At 69.6% G+C, this 21,320-nt stretch carries 15 protein-coding genes and 3 tRNA genes; 12 read left to right on the forward strand and 6 right to left on the reverse strand.

The window, feature by feature from the left end:
- The first annotated feature begins 164 nt into the window (after window positions 1–164).
- The 3 genes from orn to NNI01S_RS20115 all read left to right on the forward strand — a co-directional run bounded on the left by orn (window position 165) and on the right by NNI01S_RS20115 (window position 1,379).
- Entirely contained in the window at window positions 165–803 is a 639-nt protein-coding gene (orn, locus tag NNI01S_RS20105) for an oligoribonuclease (protein WP_439956138.1), read from the forward strand.
- Window positions 804–857: 54 nt separating this feature from the next.
- Window positions 858–933 (forward strand) — tRNA-His (locus NNI01S_RS20110).
- A gap of 194 nt (window positions 934–1,127) precedes the next feature.
- Complete coding sequence (locus tag NNI01S_RS20115) at window positions 1,128–1,379, forward strand: hypothetical protein (RefSeq protein WP_063021663.1); 252 nt, start codon at window positions 1,128–1,130, stop codon at window positions 1,377–1,379.
- Window positions 1,380–1,445: 66 nt separating this feature from the next.
- On the opposite strand, the gene NNI01S_RS20120 is transcribed toward NNI01S_RS20115, so the two are convergent.
- Window positions 1,446–2,633 (reverse strand): L,D-transpeptidase, encoded by a 1,188-nt coding sequence (locus tag NNI01S_RS20120; protein WP_084489045.1) that lies wholly within the window; start codon window positions 2,631–2,633, stop codon window positions 1,446–1,448.
- A gap of 326 nt (window positions 2,634–2,959) precedes the next feature.
- Here NNI01S_RS20120 and NNI01S_RS20125 point away from each other — a divergent pair.
- The 4 genes from NNI01S_RS20125 (at window position 2,960) to NNI01S_RS20140 (ending at window position 5,442) form a co-directional block, all read left to right on the forward strand.
- Window positions 2,960–3,035, forward strand: a tRNA-Lys gene (locus tag NNI01S_RS20125).
- A gap of 704 nt (window positions 3,036–3,739) precedes the next feature.
- Complete coding sequence (locus NNI01S_RS20130; protein ID WP_063021665.1) at window positions 3,740–4,372, forward strand: transglycosylase SLT domain-containing protein; 633 nt, start codon at window positions 3,740–3,742, stop codon at window positions 4,370–4,372.
- A gap of 101 nt (window positions 4,373–4,473) precedes the next feature.
- Entirely contained in the window at window positions 4,474–4,815 is a 342-nt protein-coding gene (locus NNI01S_RS20135) for a hypothetical protein (RefSeq protein WP_063021666.1), read from the forward strand.
- Window positions 4,816–4,908: 93 nt separating this feature from the next.
- Window positions 4,909–5,442, forward strand: coding sequence for a DnaJ family domain-containing protein (locus NNI01S_RS20140; protein WP_063021667.1), 534 nt, complete (start codon window positions 4,909–4,911; stop codon window positions 5,440–5,442).
- A 14-nt stretch (window positions 5,443–5,456) separates the two neighbouring features.
- Here the strand turns inward: NNI01S_RS20140 and NNI01S_RS20145 are convergent, their stop codons facing one another.
- Complete coding sequence (locus tag NNI01S_RS20145) at window positions 5,457–5,909, reverse strand: MarR family winged helix-turn-helix transcriptional regulator (RefSeq protein WP_357992255.1); 453 nt, start codon at window positions 5,907–5,909, stop codon at window positions 5,457–5,459.
- A 71-nt stretch (window positions 5,910–5,980) separates the two neighbouring features.
- Between NNI01S_RS20145 and NNI01S_RS20150 the strand changes: the two genes are divergently transcribed.
- Both NNI01S_RS20150 and NNI01S_RS20155 read left to right on the forward strand, forming a co-directional pair.
- Complete coding sequence (locus tag NNI01S_RS20150; RefSeq protein ID WP_063021669.1) at window positions 5,981–6,958, forward strand: pirin family protein; 978 nt, start codon at window positions 5,981–5,983, stop codon at window positions 6,956–6,958.
- A 135-nt stretch (window positions 6,959–7,093) separates the two neighbouring features.
- On the forward strand, window positions 7,094–7,390 hold the full coding sequence (locus NNI01S_RS20155) for an excalibur calcium-binding domain-containing protein (protein WP_040865425.1): 297 nt from the start codon (window positions 7,094–7,096) through the stop codon (window positions 7,388–7,390).
- Between the two features lie 62 nt (window positions 7,391–7,452).
- Here the strand turns inward: NNI01S_RS20155 and NNI01S_RS20160 are convergent, their stop codons facing one another.
- Window positions 7,453–7,674 carry a DUF3618 domain-containing protein gene (locus NNI01S_RS20160; RefSeq protein WP_040865367.1) on the reverse strand — a complete coding sequence of 74 codons (222 nt, stop codon included), beginning with the start codon at window positions 7,672–7,674 and terminating at the stop codon, window positions 7,453–7,455.
- Window positions 7,675–7,840: 166 nt separating this feature from the next.
- Here NNI01S_RS20160 and bcp point away from each other — a divergent pair, with 166 nt between their 5' ends.
- Entirely contained in the window at window positions 7,841–8,314 is a 474-nt protein-coding gene (gene bcp / locus NNI01S_RS20165; RefSeq protein ID WP_040865424.1) for a thioredoxin-dependent thiol peroxidase, read from the forward strand.
- 60 nt (window positions 8,315–8,374) lie between these two features.
- Here bcp and NNI01S_RS20170 read toward each other — a convergent pair whose 3' ends face one another.
- On the reverse strand, window positions 8,375–9,598 hold the full coding sequence (locus NNI01S_RS20170; RefSeq protein WP_063021670.1) for a hypothetical protein: 1,224 nt from the start codon (window positions 9,596–9,598) through the stop codon (window positions 8,375–8,377).
- A 297-nt stretch (window positions 9,599–9,895) separates the two neighbouring features.
- Here NNI01S_RS20170 and NNI01S_RS20175 point away from each other — a divergent pair, with 297 nt between their 5' ends.
- The gene (locus NNI01S_RS20175) at window positions 9,896–10,516 is read left to right on the forward strand and encodes a TetR/AcrR family transcriptional regulator (RefSeq protein WP_223522150.1); all 621 of its coding nucleotides are present in this window, start codon (window positions 9,896–9,898) and stop codon (window positions 10,514–10,516) included.
- A 36-nt stretch (window positions 10,517–10,552) separates the two neighbouring features.
- On the opposite strand, the gene acpS is transcribed toward NNI01S_RS20175, so the two are convergent.
- A complete protein-coding gene (gene acpS, locus NNI01S_RS20180) occupies window positions 10,553–10,990 on the reverse strand; it encodes a holo-ACP synthase AcpS (protein WP_043721202.1) in 438 nt (145 codons plus the stop codon).
- A gap of 76 nt (window positions 10,991–11,066) precedes the next feature.
- Window positions 11,067–20,384 carry a type I polyketide synthase gene (locus NNI01S_RS20185; RefSeq protein ID WP_063021671.1) on the reverse strand — a complete coding sequence of 3,106 codons (9,318 nt, stop codon included), beginning with the start codon at window positions 20,382–20,384 and terminating at the stop codon, window positions 11,067–11,069.
- Between the two features lie 386 nt (window positions 20,385–20,770).
- Between NNI01S_RS20185 and NNI01S_RS20190 the strand changes: the two genes are divergently transcribed.
- A tRNA-Leu gene (locus NNI01S_RS20190) sits at window positions 20,771–20,852 on the forward strand.
- Window positions 20,853–21,320: the final 468 nt, after the last annotated feature.

A 21,320-nucleotide genomic window follows, 5' to 3' on the forward strand; every position in this document is an offset into this window, starting at 1 on the left:
ACGCGGCGTTTGCTGCTGCACCGAAAACGCCGGGTGCCGCTCAGGAAGAACTGTATCCGCGCCGGTCGACTTCGGGGACAGATCAGCTGCTACACGGTTGCCGCGCCGTACCGCATGCCCCGGGCCCGCGCCCGGCTAATGTTGCACGGGTGTCCGACAAATACATGGTGTGGATGGATTGCGAGATGACCGGCTTGCGCTTGGACAGCGACAAGCTGATCGAGGTGGCCGCACTCGTGACCGACAGCGATCTCAACATCCTCGGCGAGGGCGTGGACATCGTCATCCACGCCGATGACGATGCGCTGGCCGCGATGCCCGCGGTGGTCGCCGAGATGCACGCGCGCTCCGGGCTGACCGACGAGGTCCGCCGCTCCACCGTCACCCTCGAAGAGGCCGAGCAGCGCGTGCTCGACTACATCCGCCAGTACATCCCCACCCCGCGCACCGTGCCCCTGGCCGGTAACTCGATCGCCACCGACCGCGGTTTCATCGCCAGGGACATGCCCCTGCTCGATGCCCACCTGCACTACCGGATGGTCGACGTGAGTTCGATCAAGGAACTGTGCCGCCGCTGGTACCCGCGCATCTACTTCGGCCAGCCGGAGAAAGGCCTGAGCCATCGCGCGCTCGCCGACATCCAGGAGTCCATCCGGGAACTGGAGTACTACCGGCGGACCGCGTTCGTCGCGCCGCCGGGCCCCTCCACCACCGAAATCGCCGCGGTCGCCGCCGAGATCTCCGAGGGGGCCGCGGAGCGCACCGAATCGGCGCAGGTCAACGGCTCGCCTGACGCCGATTAGGGCGTGGGCGGGTTGACACGCTAATATCTAGCCCGCCGGTTCTTACCGGCAATGGTGAGCGTAGTTCAGTTGGTAGAGCACCAGGTTGTGATCCTGGCTGTCGCGGGTTCGAGTCCCGTCGCTCACCCCAAGGGCCCGGGTGGCTCCGAGAGATCGGAGTCACCCGGGCTTTTTCATTGCGCCTCAATCTCTTTGCCGATTTCGCGTCACCGAAATGTGAAACGAATACCCTCCAGAATCCGCCCCACCTCCGTAGACTGCGGTGCACAGGGGACGGCGTCGCTGGGGCGCTCTCCCGGTTCGACCAGAAAGACACACCTCGTGATGCGTTCCGCGGTTATCGCAGCCTTCGTCGGCGCCACCCTGCTCACCGGATCCAGCGGAACCGCCGTCGCGGGCATCGGACTTCCCCCGCTGCCCGAATCCGGTTCGGCGTCGAGCGGCTCCGCGGGCGGCCTGGCCACCACCGGATCCGCCGGCACCGGTTCGGCGGGCAGCAAGCTGTTGTGCGCCGCCACGGGCAGCGCGATCGCGATCCTGGGTGACGCCCAGTTGGGCTGCAACATGCTGCCCTGACGCCCCCGAAACGCCGAACGGGCCACCGGATGCGATCCGGTGGCCCGTTCGGCGTTCGGCTTCGGCTCAGCGATTGTCGTCCGCGTTGCCCGCCTTCCAGACCGGCCACGGGATGTTCCAGTCACCCAAGCCGTCCACGCCGGAGAGGGTGCCGCCCACGGTGTTCTTCACGATCGTGATGTCACCGCGCTTGGCGTTCTGGAAGACCCACTGCGCGTTCGCCGGGCTGAGGTTCAGGCAGCCGTGACTGGTGTTGCTGTAGCCCTGCGCACCGACCGACCACGGCGCCGAGTGGAAGAAGATGCCGCTGTAGGACAGTCGCGTCGCGAAATCCACCGGCGTCTTGTAGCCGTCCGGCGAGCTGACCGCCACGCCGTAGGTCGAGGAATCCATGATGATCTTCTCGTGCCGGTCGGCGACGATGTAGATGCCGTTGTCGGTGGGCGTGCTGTCCTTGCCCATCGAGGTCGGCATGGTGCGGATGACCTGACCGTTCTGCTCGACGGTCACCTGCTTGGTGTTGTCGTCGGCGGTGAAGATCACCGCGTCGCCGATGGTGAAGAACGAGTGGATGTTGTCCTGCCCGTACAGACCGTTACCGAGATCACGCCCATAGACGTTCACGTCGATGGTGACCTTCGTCCCCGGCGCCCAGAAATGCTCCGGACGCCACCGCACCTCGCGATTGTTCACCCAGTAGAACGCGCCCTCCACCGGCGGTTCGGTGGTGATCTTGATCGCCGACTGCGCGGCCTTTCGATCGGGGATGTTCTCGTCGAACTGGACGGCCACCGGCTGGCCGATACCGACCACCTCCGCCTCGCCCGGGACCAGGTAGGGCTTGGTCTGGTTACCGGGCGAACTCGTGGTGAAGCTCAGGGTGGCGGAGTTCGCACCACCGAGCCCGATCGCATCGGCCTTCAACCGGTAGGTCTTCCCGTACCCGAGCACCTCGGTGGTCTCCCACGAGCGCCCGTCGGCGGCGAGCTTGCCCTCCACCGCCTTGCCCTGCGGGCTGACCAGGGTCACGTTGGTGAACCTGCCGTCCTCCACCTTGAACGCCAGTGGGACGCCAGGCGAGACGCCCACCTCACCGTCCTTCACCGGAGACATCAGCTTGGGCTTGATCAATTCCGTGATGGGGTTGCGATCGATGGCCACCTGCGCCGCATCCTTGGCGTCGGATGCCGAACATCCCGTCAATGCCATCGCGGCCACCGCGACGAGGATCACCGGTCCCGCGATAGTGCGCATCGACCAGCGTGTGGCCGGCTTGCGCTTGTGCCGACCTAGACCAACGCTCATTTCAACCCCGTTTCAAAGTCTCCCGACCGCCACGCCGCTCACCCCGCCGTGTACGCGGGGCGGTCGAAACCACAATCGGACATTCTGCCAGTGCGTCACGTCCAGGCCAATGTGAACACCATGTCCGTCACTGCAGCGTTACCACCTGTAGATCAACCGGGCGATCCCACGTGTTACCGGCGCGGAAGCGCATCACATCGTCGCCGGTCAGGGCACGATTTCACTTCTGCGGGCCCGGCCTGTTAAGGTTTGTCCCGCACCGGAACACGGAGCACGCGCCATTAGCTCAATTGGCAGAGCAGCTGACTCTTAATCAGCGGGTTCGGGGTTCGAGTCCCTGATGGCGCACCACACGAGAACCGTGCCCTTGCCACCATTCGTCGGCAAGGGCACGGTTTTCTCGTCTCAGCAGCGAGTCGGCCATCGTGACATCACCGTGACCTGGACGTTTTCCCAGATGCACCAGTAGTCTCAATTCGGACAGCGATACGCCTGCCGAGCCGCCGAAATCCAGCTATCCGGCCGAAAAGTTCTGTGATGTACAGCACAAGAGGTTTACCGGCAAACTCCCAGCTCGGATAACGATTCGGCTACCGCATCCTGGGCTTTCCAAGATCGTCAACACCTGCCATTCAGAATTCGTTCACCCTCTGTTAACCAAGCGTGACCATTCTGCAATCAGGTCACAAAGCGACCTGAAGTTTGGTCAGCCCGAGGAGTTGTAGACACCGATTCGGTAACGATCACCCGGCAGGCAGCTGCCCGCCCAGTGATCAGCGGAGCGGAATCCGGCAACGGACCCGCGAACCTACTTCCGCCCGTCTCTTCGCATCGAGATGCGAAGTCCCGCGCGACACCGCGGCCGAGCCCCGACGAGGGCGATCCGGCGCCGCACGAACCGCGTCGCGTTCCGGGGACCTGAGCGTCCCCCACAACAAAACCACACAACAGCACATGGCCGTTTTCGGCGCGCGTCCACGAGCGTACGCCGCAGGATCCGTGCTGCCCAACTGCGGCCGGATCGAGTAAGTCCCCGACCAAGGAACCGATTCGCAATGCCTGACAGACGCCTTTCCACCCTTCGCCGCCCCTCGTTCCGCGAAACCGTCACCGTCGCGGTCGCCGCCGCCGGTGTCGTTGCCGTGGCCGCCTGCTCCGCGGCGTCCGTTGCCGATGACAGCGTCCCGTCTCGCATCGCCATGGTGGCCGAGCAGCAGGCCGAGGCCGCGCCTGCTCCTGCTCCCGCCGCCGAGCAGACCGCCGCCCCGGTCGCGGAGGCGATCCCCGCGCCGATGCCCGCCCCGGCCCCGGCTCCCGCCCCAGAGCCGGCACCGGCCCCGATGCCTGCCCCGGCCCCGCCGGTCTACGCCGACAACCTGGACGGCTGGATCCGCCAGGCGCTCGACATCATGCAGGCCAACGGCATCCCGGGCACCTATGAAGGCATCCACCGCAACATCATGCGCGAGTCGACCGGCAACCCCCAGGCCATCAACCTGTGGGACTCCAATGCCGCCATGGGCATCCCGTCCAAGGGCCTGCTGCAGGTGATCGACCCGACCTTCGCCACCTACCACGTCGCGGGCACGCCCTTCGACATCTGGGATCCGGTGGCCAACATCGTCGCCGCTTGCAACTACGCGGCGCACCGCTACGGCTCGATGGACTACGTCAACAGCGCGTACTGAGCCACACCGCCACGCAGCCTCCCCATCCGCCGATGGGGAGGCTGTGGCGTTCTCCAGCGCAGGTCACCGACGGACCACTCCGACCGCGTCCGTTAGGGTCGATGCACCTGCGACCCCATGGACATGCCGTGACCGACTACGCACACAACGACGCGGCGGCCAAGAGCCGCGCCGAGAAAGCGCGACGGCTGGCGAGCTATCTCTGGCACCGCGGCATCACCGGTTCCGAGGTGCTCGCGATGCCCGCGTCCGTCCGGCGCAAACTGGCCAGGGCCGCCGCGACGAACCCGCCGAGCACCGACGAGACCTGGACGACGGTGGCCCGGCTACTGACGGAGAAGGAAGCCTGGGCCGCCCGCCATCCGGCACATCCCGCGGCCCGGCGTGAGCACACCGACGAGAAGCTGCTCTGGGTGAAACCGCCCATCCGGCCGTGGGCTTGATTGTCTACGAAAACCACACCGCTGCAAGACTTTCCACGTCTACTACGGATTTCCGTAGAGTAGAGCCATGTATCCGCCGCCCCGGCCGTCGCGATGACCGAGCGCAAGCCGCCGAAGCAGACCTTCGAATCGTGGGTCGACAAACAGATCCGCGAGGCGGCCGAGCGCGGCGAATTCGACAACCTGTCCGGCACCGGCAAGCCGATTCCCGGAGCGGGCACGGCCTACGACGAGGACTGGTGGCTGCGCGGATATCTGCGTCGCGAAGGCGTCGGCAGCGAGGCGCTGCTGCCACCGTCGCTGCTGTTGCGACGTGATATCGAGCACCTGCCCGACGAGGTGCGCGATGCGACCGGCGAACGCGAGGTGCGGGCGGCCGTGAGCGAACTCAACAAACGCATCGTGGACTGGCTGCGGATGCCGGAAGGGCCGTTCGTGCCGATCGCTCCGGTGAACGCGGACGACATCGTCGAGCAGTGGCGGACAGCGCGCGCGGCGGCGCGGCCGAGCCGCGAGCAGCCGAACCGCCGGATCGCCGTGCCCACGCGAGCGCAGGACGACGAGGTGACAGCTCGCCGTCGCCGGTGGTGGCGCCGATGGCGGGGACACGACAGCGAAACCGGGTAGCGCGGCGCCCGCGCTCACGCGCCGAGTTCGGTCACCTGCTCCACCTCGGCGATCACCTTCTCCGCCAGCGCGCGCAGCACCTGAGCCTCGTGCGCGGTCATCGGCTCCACGAAGACGCGACGGACCAGATCGACGTGGTTCGGGGCGGCCCGCTCCAGCGCCACGCGCCCTTCCGGCGTGAGTTGCACGATGATGCCGCGCGCATCCTCCTCGGCGGGCCGCCGCTCGACCAGGCCGCGCGCGTCCATCCTGGCCAGATGCTTGGACAACCGGCTCTTCTCCCAGCACACCTCGGCGGCCAGTTCCTTGGCGCGCAGACAGCCGTTCGGGGCGGCGGACAACGCCACCATCAGCTCGTAGTCCGCCAGAGACAGGCCGTCCTCGGCCAGCCCGGCGGAAATCGCCCCGTCCAAACGCTGGCGCAGCCGCACATAGGCCTGCCAGGTCGCCTGCTCGTCGTCACTCAACCACCGGACCATGGGAATGAAGTGTAGTCATCGTTGGTTGACATGGACACCAACTCCCTCAGGAGGTTCCGATGCCCGCCGTCACCGTCCCCGACATCATGGTCCTGCCACGCCTGCCACGCCCCGACGCGACCCTGCGCGAGCGGCCGGTCCGCAGCGTGGCCACCGCGCACAAACAGCGTGAGGGCGCGGGATTCGAGGTGCGCAGGCCGTTCCCCAGCATGGATCTGCGCACGGCCGACCCCTTCATCCTGCTCGACCAGATGGGCCCGGTCGCCTACGAGCCGCACGAGGCGAAAGGTGCGCCCTGGCATCCGCACCGGGGCTTCGAGACGGTCACCTACATGCTCGACGGCACCATGGTGCACCACGACTCACACGGCGGCGGCGGCGTCATCGGCGAGGGCGACACCCAGTGGATGACCGCGGGCTCGGGCATCCTGCACGACGAGGTGCCACCGGAGGAGATGGTCGCCTCGGGCGGGTGGTTCCACGGCGTCCAGCTCTGGGTGAACCTGCCGCGCGCACTGAAGTTCGCCGCCCCGCGCTACCAAGACCTGCGCGCTCGCGAGTTGACCCTGGTGAGTTCGCACGACGGCGGAGCGCTGGTGCGGCTCATCGCCGGGGAGGTCGGCGGGTTCACCGGTCCCGGATCGACCTACACGCCGATCGCGTACGCCCACGCGTCGATCACGCCCGGCGGAATCCTGGAAACACCGTGGCCGCAGGAGTTCACGGCGATGGCCTACGTGCTCTCCGGCAGCGGCGCCGTCGGCGCGGAACGCAGGCCGCTGCGCGAGGGACAGCTGGCCGTCTTCGGACGGGGCGACGCGATCAGCGTGACAGCCGATGCGCGCCAAGACAATCGGACCGGAGCGCTGGAAGTGCTGCTACTCGGCGGACAGCCGATCCGGGAACCGGTCGTGCAGTACGGGCCGTTCGTGATGAACACCCGCGCCGAGATCATCCAAGCGATGGAGGACTACCAGGCCGGACGCATGGGAAACATCCCCGCGGAGCACATCCGCGGCGCGGAGACGACCGCCTGAGCGACGAGAATGGGTGTGATCCCCTAATGCCCTAGTTCCATCCCCCCGAGGTTGACAAGAGAGCGGCCCGTCACAACAGTGGATGCGGCGTCCGGTCGGGCGCCCATCCACCGCAGCAACCACATAGAGGAATACATGAACGTTCGCCGGCTCTCCGTCAGCGCGGCTGTCGCGGGATTGACCTTTCTCGCGGCTCCCGCCGCCCTAGCCGCCCCTCCGTCCGGATCCGCCGGAACCGGCTCCTCCGCCGTCGACACCGGCTCCGCCGCGACCGGTTCGGCCGGTCTGTCGCAGACCGGTTCGGCCGGTGGCGCCTTCGCCAACTGCGACGACGCCCGTAACGCCGGCCGCGCGCCGCTGTTCCGCGGCGAGCCGGGCTACGGCCCGCACCTGGATCCCGACGGCGACGGCTTCGCCTGCCCGACGGTCTGAACCGACCGCGAAACGACGACACCCGGTGGGCGATGCCACACCGGGTGTCGTCGTTTTCCAGCTCAGCGGAAGATTTTGAGCAGCACCAGCCCGACCACCAGCGCGGCGGCGCCGATCAGGCTGTATTTCACCTTCGGCTCGTTCAGCTTCCCGACCACGATCTGCTTGGTGTCGTCCGCGATGCGATGCGGGTCCGCGCGTACCGCGAGTTCGTCGAGCGTGCTCGCCAGCCGAGTGCGGGCGGCCTCGATCTCCTGCTCGATCCGCTCGGTATCCCTTGCCACGTTCCACCCTCCTGTTGTCGATTGCCGCGCCCGGTGCACGAATCACGCCGCATGCTCGGCCGTCCGTGCGGCACCCGGGGCTCGCGGACGAGTCTATCCGCCGCCACGCCGCCTCAACCGGCCGCGCGAGGATCTCCGGTCATCCCCTTCGGATACCGTGCTGGAGGTGACCACCAACCAACGGCTCTCCCCGGGCGACACCGCCCCCGAGTTCACGCTCCCCGACGCCGACGGCAAGAACGTCTCGCTGTCGGACTACCGCGGTCGCAAAGTGATCGTGTACTTCTACCCCGCCGCGAGCACGCCCGGCTGCACCAAGCAAGCCTGCGATTTCCGCGACAATCTGGCCGACCTGGACGGCGCCGGCATCGACGTGGTTGGCATCTCGCCGGACAAACCAGCCAAGCTGGCCAAGTTCCGCGACGCGGAACAGCTGACCTTCCCGCTGCTGTCGGATCCCGACCGCGCCGTGCTCACCGCCTGGGGCGCGTACGGCGAGAAGACCATGTACGGCAAGACGGTCGTCGGCGTCATCCGCTCGACCTTCCTGGTGGACGAAGCGGGCAAGATCGCCGTGGCGCAGTACAACGTCCGCGCGACCGGCCACGTCGCCAAATTGCGCCGCGACCTGTCGGTGTAGCGGCGAAAAGCCCGGCGCCACACGGGCGCCGGGCCGAGGGTCGAGCTGGGCTCGGGGGGCTCAGGCCTGCCAGACCTGCTGGGCCGCCCATTGCGCCATCAGGCGGAGATGCTCGTCCCACCAGTCGGCGGCTTCCGGGGTGAACGCGGCGGGCGGCGGCGCCTCGCCGGGGAACAGCAGCGCGCCGTCGGGCGCCCCCACCTTGCGATCGGACGGGACCCCGGTACCCGGCACCAACGGCTCCGGGCCCTCGGTCGCCGCCCCATCCGTGGCGTCGGCGGCGACCAGCGGCAGCGGAAGATTTCGCGGGGCGACGCCCCAGCTGTGCTGTGGAAGCTGCACCCCGGCCGTGGAGGCGTCGAACCCGGAGCCGAGTGGCCCGTCCGCCTCGGTATCCGCGGGTTCGACGGGCTCGACCGCATGCCCGGCACCGGTGCCCTCGATCCGGGCGTCCGCCACGACGACGGTCGGCGTCGGCCGTGCGGGATCGTTCAACAGATAGCTTCCGCCGACGACCATCCCGCTGGCCAGCACACCGGCCGCCGCGAACACCGCCACGCCGCCACGCCCCCGCTGCGGCTCGCTCACCGGCCCGGCGTAGCCGTCCTGCTCCAACCGCGCGCTCAACGCAGCCCCGGCAGCGGACGCGAAAGCTCCGACCGTACAAGGGATCACCGGCGCCCCGAACGTCTCGACCGCGGTCAGCACCGCCGACCCGGCGCCCGCCGAACCGATCAATGCCACCGCGTCGGGCCGCGCGGCGGCCGCCTCCAGCTGATCCCACGTGGCCGCGACGCCCATGCCCAGCGACCGCGGCGTCGCCCGGCCCGCTTGCCCCACCGCGGCGAGCACCCGGCGGCGGCCGCGGTCGACCAGGGTGAACGCGTGGTACCCCGGCACCACCTCGCAGATCAGCAAGTTGTCGTAAGCATCGAGCCAGGTCATCATGCTCGCCACGCTCAGGTGGGCCGATTTCACCGACACCATCGAGGCGCTGTGCCACGGCCCGGCCGCCAGCCGGGTCACGATGGCGCGCCGCTCCGCCGGGTCCCGGTAGGCGACCGCCACGCCGCCGATCTCCCGCTCCGAGCCCAACCCAGCGGCCAGCGCGCCGAGCGCGGTCTCGACCGCCGCGGCCACCTCCGCTTTACCGTCCCCGTCCGTTCGCTCCACCCGGCGCAGCAGCACCCGGTCGGCCAGCTTCTTGCCGTCGGCCAGCGCCACCGCGTGCACGGCACCGCGTTCGGTCGAAACGCCGAGAGTCACCACAGATTCAGCCACCACTGATCACGCCTTCCCTCTGTGCATTGACCGAGCTCATGTGCTTGCCGAAAGCCATGAGCCCCATGGATTCCCCTGCTCGGAACACACGTCGCGATGCACGCGCGCTCGGTATGTGTTCGACACCACATCGGTTACGGATGGGTTGCGGAAATCGAGTCACCGAGACGCGAACGACGGATGCGCGTATCGCACGCTTGTCCCTACCGTTAGCCTGGATGCGTGGAAGTACGCGCGGAGGCCAGGTCGAAGCACCGTCTGGACCCTGCGTTGGAGCTGCAGGACGACCCACAGGAGCTCATGCCGCGACGCCGGCCGACGCAGGAACGCAGCAAACGAAAGTTCGACGCCCTACTCCAGGCGTCCAGGGAACTGCTCGTCGAGGTCGGGTTCGAGTCGTTCACCTGTGAAGAGGTGGCGGCCAGGGCGGAGGTGCCGATCGGCACGCTGTATCAGTTCTTCGCCAACAAGTACGTCATCGTCTGCGAGCTGAATCGCCAAGACCTGGTTGCCGTTTCCCAGGAGCTGGCCGACTTCCACGGCGAGATCCCGTCGCTGGACTGGCTGCGGCACATGAACCAGTTCGTCGACCACCTGGCCAACCTCTGGATGACCGACCCGTCCCGGCGGGAAGTGTGGCTCGCCATGCAGTCCACGCCGTCCACCCGGGCCACCGGCGCGATCCACGAGAAGCAGTTCGCCGAAGTCGTGTCGCAGATGCTGCGGCCGCTCACCCCGCGCACCCCGCGGGCGCGGCGCACCATGATGGCCGAAGTGCTGGTGCACGTGGTCTATTCGATGCTCAACTTCTCGGTGCAGGACGAACAGAGCAGCGCCGAAGCGGTCGCCGAGCTCAAACGGCTCATGGTCGCCTACCTGCTCGTCGCGGAGAAGGAATCGCGCACCGGCAGCGAACGATGACGGTGGTCCCGGCGGGCGCCGGGACCACCGCGCGGCTCATCCGGCGCTGTCGCGGCCCTCGATGAGGTCTGCCAGTTCGCCCGGGTCTTCCAGCACCACCATCGCGGCGGCGGTGTCGCCGTCGTGGGTCAGCGACAGGTGAACCCGTACCCGGGGCAGGAATTCGGCGGCCAGGCCGTGCAGCTTGATGCTCGGCCTGCCCCACGCGTCGTTGACCACCTCGATCAGCGGATAGGGGTTGTCCCCGATCTGCGGGCGGCGGGCGAACCGGGACGATGCCCAGGCTTTGAGCACCGCCTCCTTCGCCGCCCACCGCGCCGCGTAGCTGCGCGCCGGGTCGGTCCCTTTGCTCTGGCAGTAGCGCCGCTCTCCCGCGGTGAAACTTTCCCGGAGCATGGTCGTTCCCGCGCGTTCGAGCTGTTCGGCGAACTCGGAGATGGTCACCAAGTCCAAGCCGATACCGAGGATCGTCATAGGCGGGCAGCCTACGACGTGCTCGGCGAGCCCGCGCGCGGACCCGGCGCGGCGAGTTGCCCCGCCGCGCTTCCGGTTACGCGCATCCGATGCCGTTCGCCCGGTAGGCGCCGTCCTGCGCCAGGCGCGCCTCCGGCGAGAGCAGCACGTCTGCCTCCAGCTCCCGGGCCCGCTTGGCCGGGGTGCCGTCCCCGCCGAGCCTCCGATCCGCGGGACGCTCGTACAGCGGCGCGCCGCCGCACATCGCCTCCACGAACCGCTGCCGGCCGGACAGCTGACGCTCCTGCGCCCTGCGCTGGTACTCCTCGCGCTGCTCCGGCTCGATGGCCTGGATGAACGCCTCCGGATGCACGACCGCCAGCAGACCGTTCACATGGCCGAAGCCGAGTGAGGTCACCAGACCGGCCTTGAGCGGAAGGCGATCACCCAGCCGCAGCGGCTCGCGCAGCCACACCAGGTGTGGGAAGGCCTGCATCTTCTCGTCGACGCAGTCGAGGCTGCGGTTCGGCGGGATGACGCCCTGCTCCAGCACCTGGCACAGGCCGATGAGCTGGAAGGCGGCCGCACCGCCCTTGGCGTGGCCGGTGAGGCTCTTCTGCGAGACGACGAACAGCGGAGCGCCGTCCGAGCGTCCGATGGCCGTGGCGAGGCGCTCGTGCAGCTCCGACTCGTTCGGGTCGTTGGCGGCCGTCGAGGTGTCGTGCTTGGACACCACGGCGATCTCGTCCGGGGTAACGCCCAGCTTGCGCAGCTCGGCCGCCAGCCTGGACTCCCTGCCGCCGCGACCGGCGCCGAGTGCGCCGAGGCCCGGGGCCGGGATGGAGGTGTGCACGCCGTCCGCGAAGGACTGCGCGTAGGCCACCACGCCCAGCACCGGCAGGCCCATCTCCAGCGCGACGCTGCCGCGCGCCAGCAGGACCGTTCCGCCACCCTGCGATTCGATGAACCCGCCGCGACGGCGGTCGTTGGCGCGGGAGAAGTACCGGTCGCTGATGCCCTTGGCGCTCATCGCCGCCGAATCCGCGGTGGCCGACATGTCACCGAAGCCGACGATGCCCTCGATGCCGAGGTCGTCGTAGCCGCCGGCCACGACCAGATCGGCCTTGCCGAGCCGGATCTTGTCGACGCCCTCCTCGACCGACACCGCGGCGGTGGCGCAGGCCGCCACCGGGTGCACCATCGCGCCGTAGCTGCCGACGTAGGACTGCACCACGTGCGCCAGCGCCACGTTCGGCAGCGCCTCCTGGAGGATGTCGTTCGGGCGCGACTCACCGAGCAGGTTGTCGATGTACAGCGAGCGCATCGAGGACATGCCGCCCATACCGGTGCCCTGCGTATTGGCGACCAGCGAGGGATGCACCCAGCTCATCAGCTCCGCCGGGCTGAACCCGGAGCCGATGAACGCGTCCACCGTGCAGACGACGTTCCACAGCGCGACCCGGTCCACCGAGGCGGCCATGTCGGGCGAGATGCCCCAGATGGTGGGGTCCCAGCCGGTCGGGATCTGGCCGCCGACGGTGCGCGAGAGCTTGGCCCGGCGCGGCACGCGGATCTCGGTGCCCGCCTTGCGCGTCACGGTCCAGTCGCCCGAGTCGGCGACCGGCGTGATCACCGTGTGCTCCGGATCGGCGGCGTGGAAGGCGCGGGCCTCGGCCTCGCCGCCCACCGTGAACGACAGGTCCTGGTCGAGGAAGACCGAGGTCATCAGCGGGGCAGAGTTGTCGGTCATGGCGCCGTCGTCTTCGTAGCGGCGCACACCGCAGCGGGCGACCACGGCGTCGTGGTAGCGCTCGGCCAGCTCGTGCTCGGGCACGTAGTCACCGGACGCGGCGTCGTACCAGCCCGGCTTCGGGTCGTTCTCCCAAGTGACCATGCCGGTGGTCCAGGCGAGCTCCAGCACGCCCGCCGCCGACAGCTCGTCGGAGACCTCCATCTCGAAGCGGGTGCGCGCCGAGCCGTACGGGCCCAGCTCGCCCGCGCCGACGATGACCACCATGTCGGCCGGATCCGCGGTCACCTCGCCCCACTCGGGCACCGGCAGCGCCCAGGTCACGGTCGGCGGCGCGGGCAGCGCGGCGATCGTGCGACCGGCGTCGTCCTCGGTGTCCTCCTCCGTCTGCTCCGCGGCCTGCTTGGCCAGCGCGGGCAGGTCCAGCTTCGCCCTGGCCAGCCCACCGGTCAGGTCGATCTGCTGCGGGCCGCTCGCGGTCACCTGACGGGCCCGCGAGGTGCACCACTTGAGCAGCTCGTCGGCCATCTCGGTGGTGGACCAGGTCTGCACGCCGGCCTTCTCGACCGCCTCGACCATCGGGTCGTTGTGGCCCATCAGACCGGTGCCGCGCACCCAGCCGATCAGCGCGTGCACCAGCGTGACCCGGGCCGACCACGACTTCTCGGCCCGCCACTTGGCGACCACCGCGTCCAGCGCCGCCTTCGACTCGCCATAGGCGCCGTCGCCGCCGAACATGCCGCGGTTGGGCGAACCCGGCAGCACCACATGCAGTTTCGCGTCCACGTCGTACTCGGCGCCCAGCTTGGACAGCCCGCCGATCAGCCGTTCGACCGACCAGAGCAGCACGCGCATCTCCATTTCGGCGCGCGCGCCCGCGTCGGCGAGATCACCGGCCACCCGTGGCGCCGCGAACGGCAGCAGCAGGGTGGGGGTCATCGCGTCCTTGATCTTGATCTTCGCGCCGCCCGCGCTGTCGACCTGCTCGGTGCCGATCCAGTCGATCAGGGCGTCGACGTCCTGGTAGGACGCCATGTTCGCGGGCACCACCCACAGCGCCGCGCCGTGGCGGGCGTTGTCGCGGTACAGCTTGCGGTAGAAGGCGAGGCGCTCGTCGTTCAGCGACGAGGTGGTGACCACCACCGTGGCGCCACCACTGAGCAGCCTGCCGGTCGCCGCCGCGGCGATAGATCCCTTGCTGGCGCCGGTGATCACCGCGATGTCCGAGGACCACAGGCCCGGCTCTTCGGTGCTCAGCGCCGCCTCGGCGATGCGCTCGTACAGGCCTGCGAGCACCGAGCGCGCCTCGTGCATCGCGCGCTTGCGCCACCAATTCGCATGGGCGGCAACAGCCTCGCCCGCCCCGAGGAATCCGGTGACCGGCCCGTTCGCGCTGCCCGAGTCGTCGGCCAGCCACAGCCGGGCCAGATCCTCGCGCGCCGTGGCCCACCGGTCGTCCAGCAGGACGACCTTGCGAGCGTCGAACGCGGGCGCGACCAGACGCGGCCAATCCGAGCCGAGCTCGGCCGACACCAGGTCGACCAGAGAGTCCTCGGTCGCCTCCGGTGCGGAGACCCGCTCGGACAGGCCGAGCTGTTCGAGCACGACCCGCGCGGCCGTGGCCAGCACGCCGTCACGTCCGGTGATCTGCTCGGTGAACTCGCCCAGCGCGGCGGCGTCGACGGTCGCACCGCCGCCACCGCCCGCGGAGGGCAGCGACACCGCGACGCCGCGACGGGCCGCGACGGCCTGCACGGCGGCGTCGACGGCCGCGTCGACGGAGGCGGCGTCACTCAGCGCGCCGGAGACCAGCCCGCCCAGGTCGCCACCGCGCACACTGGTGCCTTCCCTGGTGCCGAGCGACACTTCGGCGGTCACGTGGCTGGCCCACCCGTCACCGAGTTCCCAGACCTTCGTGACCCGCTCGGCGATGGCGGCCGGACGCTTGCCGGACGGACCGAACACCTTGCGCAGGTGGTCGCCGATGGCGTCGGTGAGCACCGTGCCGAACGGACGGTAGGTGCGGGCGAGCCGCTCCACCGTCGCGGACAGCGCGCCCATGTCGGCGTCGGCCGCACCGTCGATCGCGCCGAGCGAGAGTTCGGCGCCGAGGTCGACGAGCAGCTGGTTGCGCCGCGACGACACACCGTCGCACAGGCCCTCGATGGTGTCCACCGGGCCGATCTGGTCCAGCCGGAGCTTGGTCCACAGCGCGATCAGCACGCGCGTGGCGTCGGCGGCGGTGAACGCGATGTCGTCCGGACGCGGGCCGCCCGAGCTCGGGGTGGGCGCGGCCACGGGGGCTGCGGCGACGGCCGCTGCCGGAGCAGCGGCGGCCGCGGGCTCCTCGATCGGCTCGTCCACCGGCGCGGGGTCGGTGTCGGTCGCGTAGACGATGGCCGCCTCGCGCTCGATGTTGAGCACCTCGACGGTGGCGCCGCCGAACGCGGGCAGCTTCAGCGTCTGGGAGGCCAGGTTGGCCACCGTCGGCGTGGCGCCGAGACCGATCTCGACGAACCGCTCGATTCCGAGGCCGCCCTGCGCGGGGTCGGTGAACAGCAGGTCCTGGGTCTCGATCCAGCGCACCGGGCTGGCGAACTGCCAGGCGAGCAACTCGATCAGCACCACGCGGCACAGCTCGGTCGGCCGCGCCGCCCAGCTGTCGAAGTCGGCCAGCACGGCGGCGAGCGGCTCGGACGGCACCAGATCCGCGATCTCCTGGACGAACGCCCGCTCCAGCGAGAACAGCCTCGGCACCAGGTTCGGAATGTAGCGGCCGACCAGCACCTCGGGGCGCAGATCCACCGGCAGCAGCTGCTCGAGCTTCTGCCGGAACTCCGGGACGCCCTTGCGCAGCACCGTCGAGTGGAACGGCACATCGATGCCGGGGACCAGGATGAACGCCCGCTTGCCGCCGAATTCGGCACGGCGGCGGTCGATCTCCTCCTCCAGCGCGTCGAGCCCGGCCACCGTGCCCGCGATCGCGTACTGCGATCCGCGCAGGTTCAGGTTGACCACCTCGAGGAACTCCCCGACCCGCTCGCCGACTTCGTTGACGAAGCCGACGACCTCCGCGTCGGGCAGCCCGATCTGCGAGGGCCGGATCGCTGCCATCCGGTAATCACTGCGCCCCTGCGCGTCCCGCGGCACCAGCTCGTGCATCGCGGACCCGCGCTGGAACACCACCTCGAGCACCGCCTCCAGCGGCAGCACTCCGGCGACGGCGGCGAGCGCGTTGTACTCGCCGACCGAGTGGCCCGCCAGCAGCGCACCCTCGACGAACGCGCCTGCCTCGCGCAGCTCCGCCACCTGGGCGACACCGAGGGTCGCCATGGCGACCTGGGTGAACTGGGTGAGGTGCAGCACGCCGTCCGGGTGCCGGTGCTCGACGCCGCGCGCCTTCAGGTAGGTGGGGTTGTCGCGCACCACGGCCAGGATCGAGAAACCGAGCGCGGCACGGGTGTGCTTGTCCGCGCGGTCCCAGATCTCCTTGGCCGCCTTCGACCGGGAGCGGGCGTCCAGCCCCATCCCCTTGCGCTGGATGCCCTGTCCGGGGAAGGCGTAGACGGTCTTCGGCGCCGCGGTGCGACCGGTCGCGGTCATCACCAGTTCACCTTCGGTCCGGCAGGAGACCTCGACGATCTCGCTGCCCGCGTCGACGGCGACGCGCTCGACGCGCACATCGATCTCCGCGCCGGGGCGAACCATGCCGAGGAATCGGGTGGTCCACGCGGTGAGAGTCCGCGCGGGGACCGAAGCCGCCGGATCCACCGCGGACACGACGTGCTGCGCGGCGGCCGAGAGCCACATGCCGTGCACGATCGGACTGCCCAGCCCGGCGAGCTTCGCGGCGGAATCGCTGGTGTGGATCGGGTTGTGGTCGCCGGAGACGGTGGCGAAGGCGTGCATGGTGCGCGGCGCCACGATCGTCACGTCGCGACGACGCCTGCGCGGGGTGTCGGTGGCCGCGTCGGACACCGTGCCCGCCGCGCGCGGCGGATCGGTGAGTTCGCCCGCGCCGGTACGCCCGCGAATCGCGAAACGTTCGGTGAGGGTGGCCAGCACCGGCATGGACATCCCGGTCTCGGGCTTGTCCAGCATGGCGGTGATCCGCACGTGCACCTCGACGACGCGGCCGAGGTCGGTGTCCAGGGTCTCCCCGGCCTCCGCGCGCACCGCCAGCACACTGGTCTCCGCGGGCAGCTCGCCGGCGAGGTGCACCTGGTGGTCCAGGTGGACCAGGTCGAGCATGCCTTCGATGACGCTCTCGTCCTTCGCGGTGCGGGTCGCGCCGAGCACCGCGAACACGGCGGGCCAGCAGGCGCCGACCAGCACGTCCGGCACGGTGCGGCCGAGCGTGCTCAGCGCGGCGGGCAGGCCGGAGCCGGTGACTCCCGCGTGGTCGGCGATCAGATCCGGCGTCCAGGCCAGGTTCACATGCGCGACCTTGCCCTTGACCTCCGGCAGATCCTGGCCCGCGGCGACCGCGAGCAGCGCGGACATGGCCTCGTCGGCGTCGGCCTCGGTGACGACCGGGGCTCCACCGTTGTAGATCGAGGTGGGCACGGTGATCCGGATGCGTACCGCGTTGCCCGCCAGCAGCGGAACGGTCAGTTCCAGGTAGGCGTGCTCCGGCTCGGGGCCGGTGGTCTCGGCCAGCGTGGCGCCGGTGGGCGGGTGCACCGCGCCCTTGCCGTCGACGACCCATTCGGACAGGTCGCCGAGCCGGTGCACCGGGCTGATCGTGGTGCGCCCGGCCCACTGCACGTCGGGAGCGGCGAGCACGGCGTCGATCGGGCCGCTGGTGATACCCGCCGTGCGGCGCGCGTCCACGGCCGCGGGCGCCACGCCCGCACGCACCAGGGAGTACGCGGTGTCCTGTTCGAAACGGTCGAGCAGCTCGCCGACCGGCTCGTCTACCCGGGTGATGCCCGCGACCGAGACGGTGCCGGGAATGACGCACACCTGATCGGCCGAGTAGCGCGGATCGTGCGCCTGCCACAGCGAGTCCGAGCGCCACCAGCGGCGCACGTCCGCGTCCACGACCGGCACGAAGTTCACCGGCTTGCCCGGGGTCTTGCACAGCGCGATGAAGAACGGGACGTCGGCGGGGTGCAGCAACGTCTGCGCCGTGGCGGGGTAGGCGTCCTTCAGGGCGCACAGCGCCGCGACCGGGTCCTCGAAGTCGTCGTCGCTCGCGAACAGCGTCGGGATCTCGCCGCGGTCGGCCGGGTGCAGCCGGGATTCGGTGCGGCGCATCATTTCCGCGAACCGGTCACGCCAGGTGATGTCCAGCCACACCGAGCGGGTGGCCTCGGCGATCGCGTCGCCCAGGTCGCTGCCGCAATCGAAGTCCTTGCGGCGGTCCAGCCCGACCGCCAGCTCGACGTAGCGCTCCAGCCAGTCCTGGTAGGTCATGGTGGCCAGGTCGCCGAAGTACGGCTTGGCGGTGGCGTTCAGCGCCGCGATGATCTCGTCGCGGCGGGTGGCGACCGCGTCGGCGTCACCGGCCACCTCGTCCAGCAGACGCCCGGTGCGCGAGGCGGCGTTGTCGATCTCGTGGATGTCGGCGCCCAGCTGGCTGCGGCCCGAGGCCATGCCGCCGGACGCGGTGCCCGCACCGACCCAGTCGGGAGTGCCGGGGGTGTCCACCAGCAGTTGCTTGACCTCTGGCGCGGTGGTGGCTTCCAGCGTCGCCATGGCCGCCGTGCCGACCAGCACGCCGTCCAGCGGCATCACCGGGTAGCCGTGCCGAACCGCCCACTGGCCGGTGAGGTATTCCGTCGCCCGCTCGGGCGTACCGATGCCGCCGCCGACGCAGACCACCACGTTGGCGCGGTTGCGCAGCTCCGCGTAGGTGTCCAGCAGCAGGTCGTCGAGGTCCTCCCAGGAGTGGTGGCCACCGGCCTTACCGCCCTCGATGTGTATGATCACCGGGTAGTCCGGAACCTCGTCGGCGATCCGCAGCACGGCCCGGATCTGGGCGACGGTGCCCGGTTTGAACGCGACGTGGGCGATGCCCGCCTCGGTGAGTTCCTTGATCAGCGCGACCGCTTCCTCCAGCTCCGGGATGCCCGCGGTCACGATGACGCCGTCGAACGGGGCGCCCGCCGCACGGGAGCGCTGCACCAGCCGCTTGCCGCCCAGCTGCAGCTTCCACAGGTACGGATCGAGGAACAAGGAGTTGAACTGCACCGAACGACCCGGGTGCAGCAGCTTCTGCAGCTCGGCCACCCGGTCGGCGAAGATCTGCTCGGTCACCTGTCCGCCGCCGGCCAGCTCCGCCCAGTGGCCCGCGTTCGCCGCGGCCGCGACGATCTTCGCGTCGACCGTGGTGGGGGTCATGCCCGCGAGCAGGATCGGCGAGCGTCCGGTCAGCTTGGTGAAGGCGGTCTCGACCACGATGCGCCCATTGGGCAACCGCACCGGGCGCGGCGCGAACGCCGACCAGGGGGCTGCGGGCTCCGGCGCGGCGCCCGGGGTGAGCAGGCTGCGCTGTCCGGCGCGGGTGGCGGCCGCGACGATGCCCAGGCCGGTGCCCTTCAACGTGCCCGAGGTGACGCGCGACAGCAGGTCGCCCGGGCCCAGGTCCAGAATCCACTGCGCGCCAGCGGCGATCACGCCCTCGACGGCCTCCACCCAGTCGATCGGATCGACGAGGATCTGCCGCGCCAACCGGCCCGCCAGCTCGGTGTCCAGGCCGCACTGGTTCGCCCAGCTGCTCACCAGGTCGACGGTGTCGGCCAGCGCCGGGTGGTGGAACGCCACGTCGACGGCCACGTCCTCGAAGACCGGAGCGAACACCGAGCCACCGCGCGTCTTGGCGTCGCGCTCGCGCGCCTGCTCGTCATGGATCTGCGCGCACCGCTGGCGCACCCGCTCCAGCTGCGCGGGCGGCCCGGAGAGCACCGCGCGCCGACGTCCGTTGCGGATCGAGACCACCACGCTCGTGGCGGGATCGGCTCCCTCGCACACCTCGGCCACGACGGCGCGCAGCTGCTCGGGATCGACATTGGACACCGCGACCATCGGTGAGCGCTCGCCCACCGGCATCAGCCCGCGCCGGCGCGCCACCAAACCCGCTGCGGCGCCGATCATCTGAGCCACCGCGAGCAGCTCCGCGTCCCGGGCGCCGCCGGCTTCGACCGCCGCGGCGGCGAGCAGGCCCTGCGAATGTCCGACGATCGCGACCGGCGCGTGCTCGGCCGGATCCAGGCCTTGCAATCGCAGCGCCCGCACGGCCGCCACCTGCGTCAGCAGCACACCGGGCATGGACACCGCGGCCGACCGCAGCACCGGCTCGGACGGAGCCGCCGAGGTCTCGCCCTCGTCGGTGTCGGCGAGTTCGTTCTCCAGCATCCAGCCGATCGGGTCGAAGCCGACCGGGCGCACCACCAACAACTGCGCCGCCACCGGCTCGAGCAGCGTGGCCGCCTCGTTGACCAGCGCGGTCAGCTCCGGCTCCAGCGCACTGTCGCGCCCGATCTCCTCCAGCTCGCTCAGCCACTGGGCACCCTGGCCCCCGAAGGCGAGCGCGTACGGAACGCCGCCGAGCAGACGATCCAACAGCGGCGACCGCGCCCCATCCGACGCGGCCTTCCCGGCGGCGGCAACCGCCTTCGTGCTCTGTCCGGCCTCGGTCTTGGTGCTCTCGTTGATCGTCAAGACGCTTCGACTTCCTTCTCCATGCGACATGCCTCGGCGACACGCCGGTCCCTACCGGTTCACGAGTGATCGCGGGTGATCGGCCTGATACGGGCGAGGATGGCACAAAATCATGAGGAAATCCTCACGTTTGCCTCCGGGCGTTGCCACTACTTAGGAGTATTCGTGCACTTGCGTACCAGAATGATGGTGAACATGACTCCGCCTCATGTTTGAACTCGCTGGTCCATCGGGTTACCAACGCGTACGAAACATGAGCGCCCCTCATGTTGGCCTTGTCTAAATCGTTATAATCCCAGGTAAGGTTACTGACGAGTACGCCACACCCTCCCAATGCTTCGTAATGGGCGAAACGCCCGGTAGAGTTTGGACGGTCGTACCATCAAGCGCGAGTGGCGAAATTGGCAGACGCGCCAGATTTAGGTTCTGGTGTCCACGGACGTAGGGGTTCAAGTCCCCTCTCGCGCACAAGTTCCCGTCAGTCGTGACACTTTCCCGAGCTTCGTGTCGGAGTGCGCTCGCACACACGGAGGCCACCAGTCAAAACACGCTCTGACCTGCACCGATTCCTGGAACATCTGCCAGATCGCGACACGTCTGCCGCCTGCGAAAAGTTTGCTGGCAGGGGCGGTCGGTGGTGATCGCGCCGGTCATCCCGCCGCAGTCGCCGTTGCAGGAAATCATTTACGGACCGCAGGTCACGAACCGCGTGGTCCGTCCCGCCAGCGGTGATGTCCTCTACGGCTCTGCACCGTCGGCGACGGAGGCCGCGTCCTCGGCAAGATCAGCTCGCCGCCCTCGACTGGCGGCCGGGCACCCGCCTCGGAACCGACTCGGCTCGATGCCGGAGTGCTGCCCGCTCGAAAGTCACCGGACGGTCACGCCGTCATCGCCACAGGTGGGTAGCGTTGCAGCGCTGCAAGTTCCGATTTGCAT

The organism is Nocardia niwae NBRC 108934 = DSM 45340 (assembly GCF_001613465.1).
Classification (GTDB): Bacteria; Actinomycetota; Actinomycetes; order Mycobacteriales; family Mycobacteriaceae; genus Nocardia; species Nocardia niwae.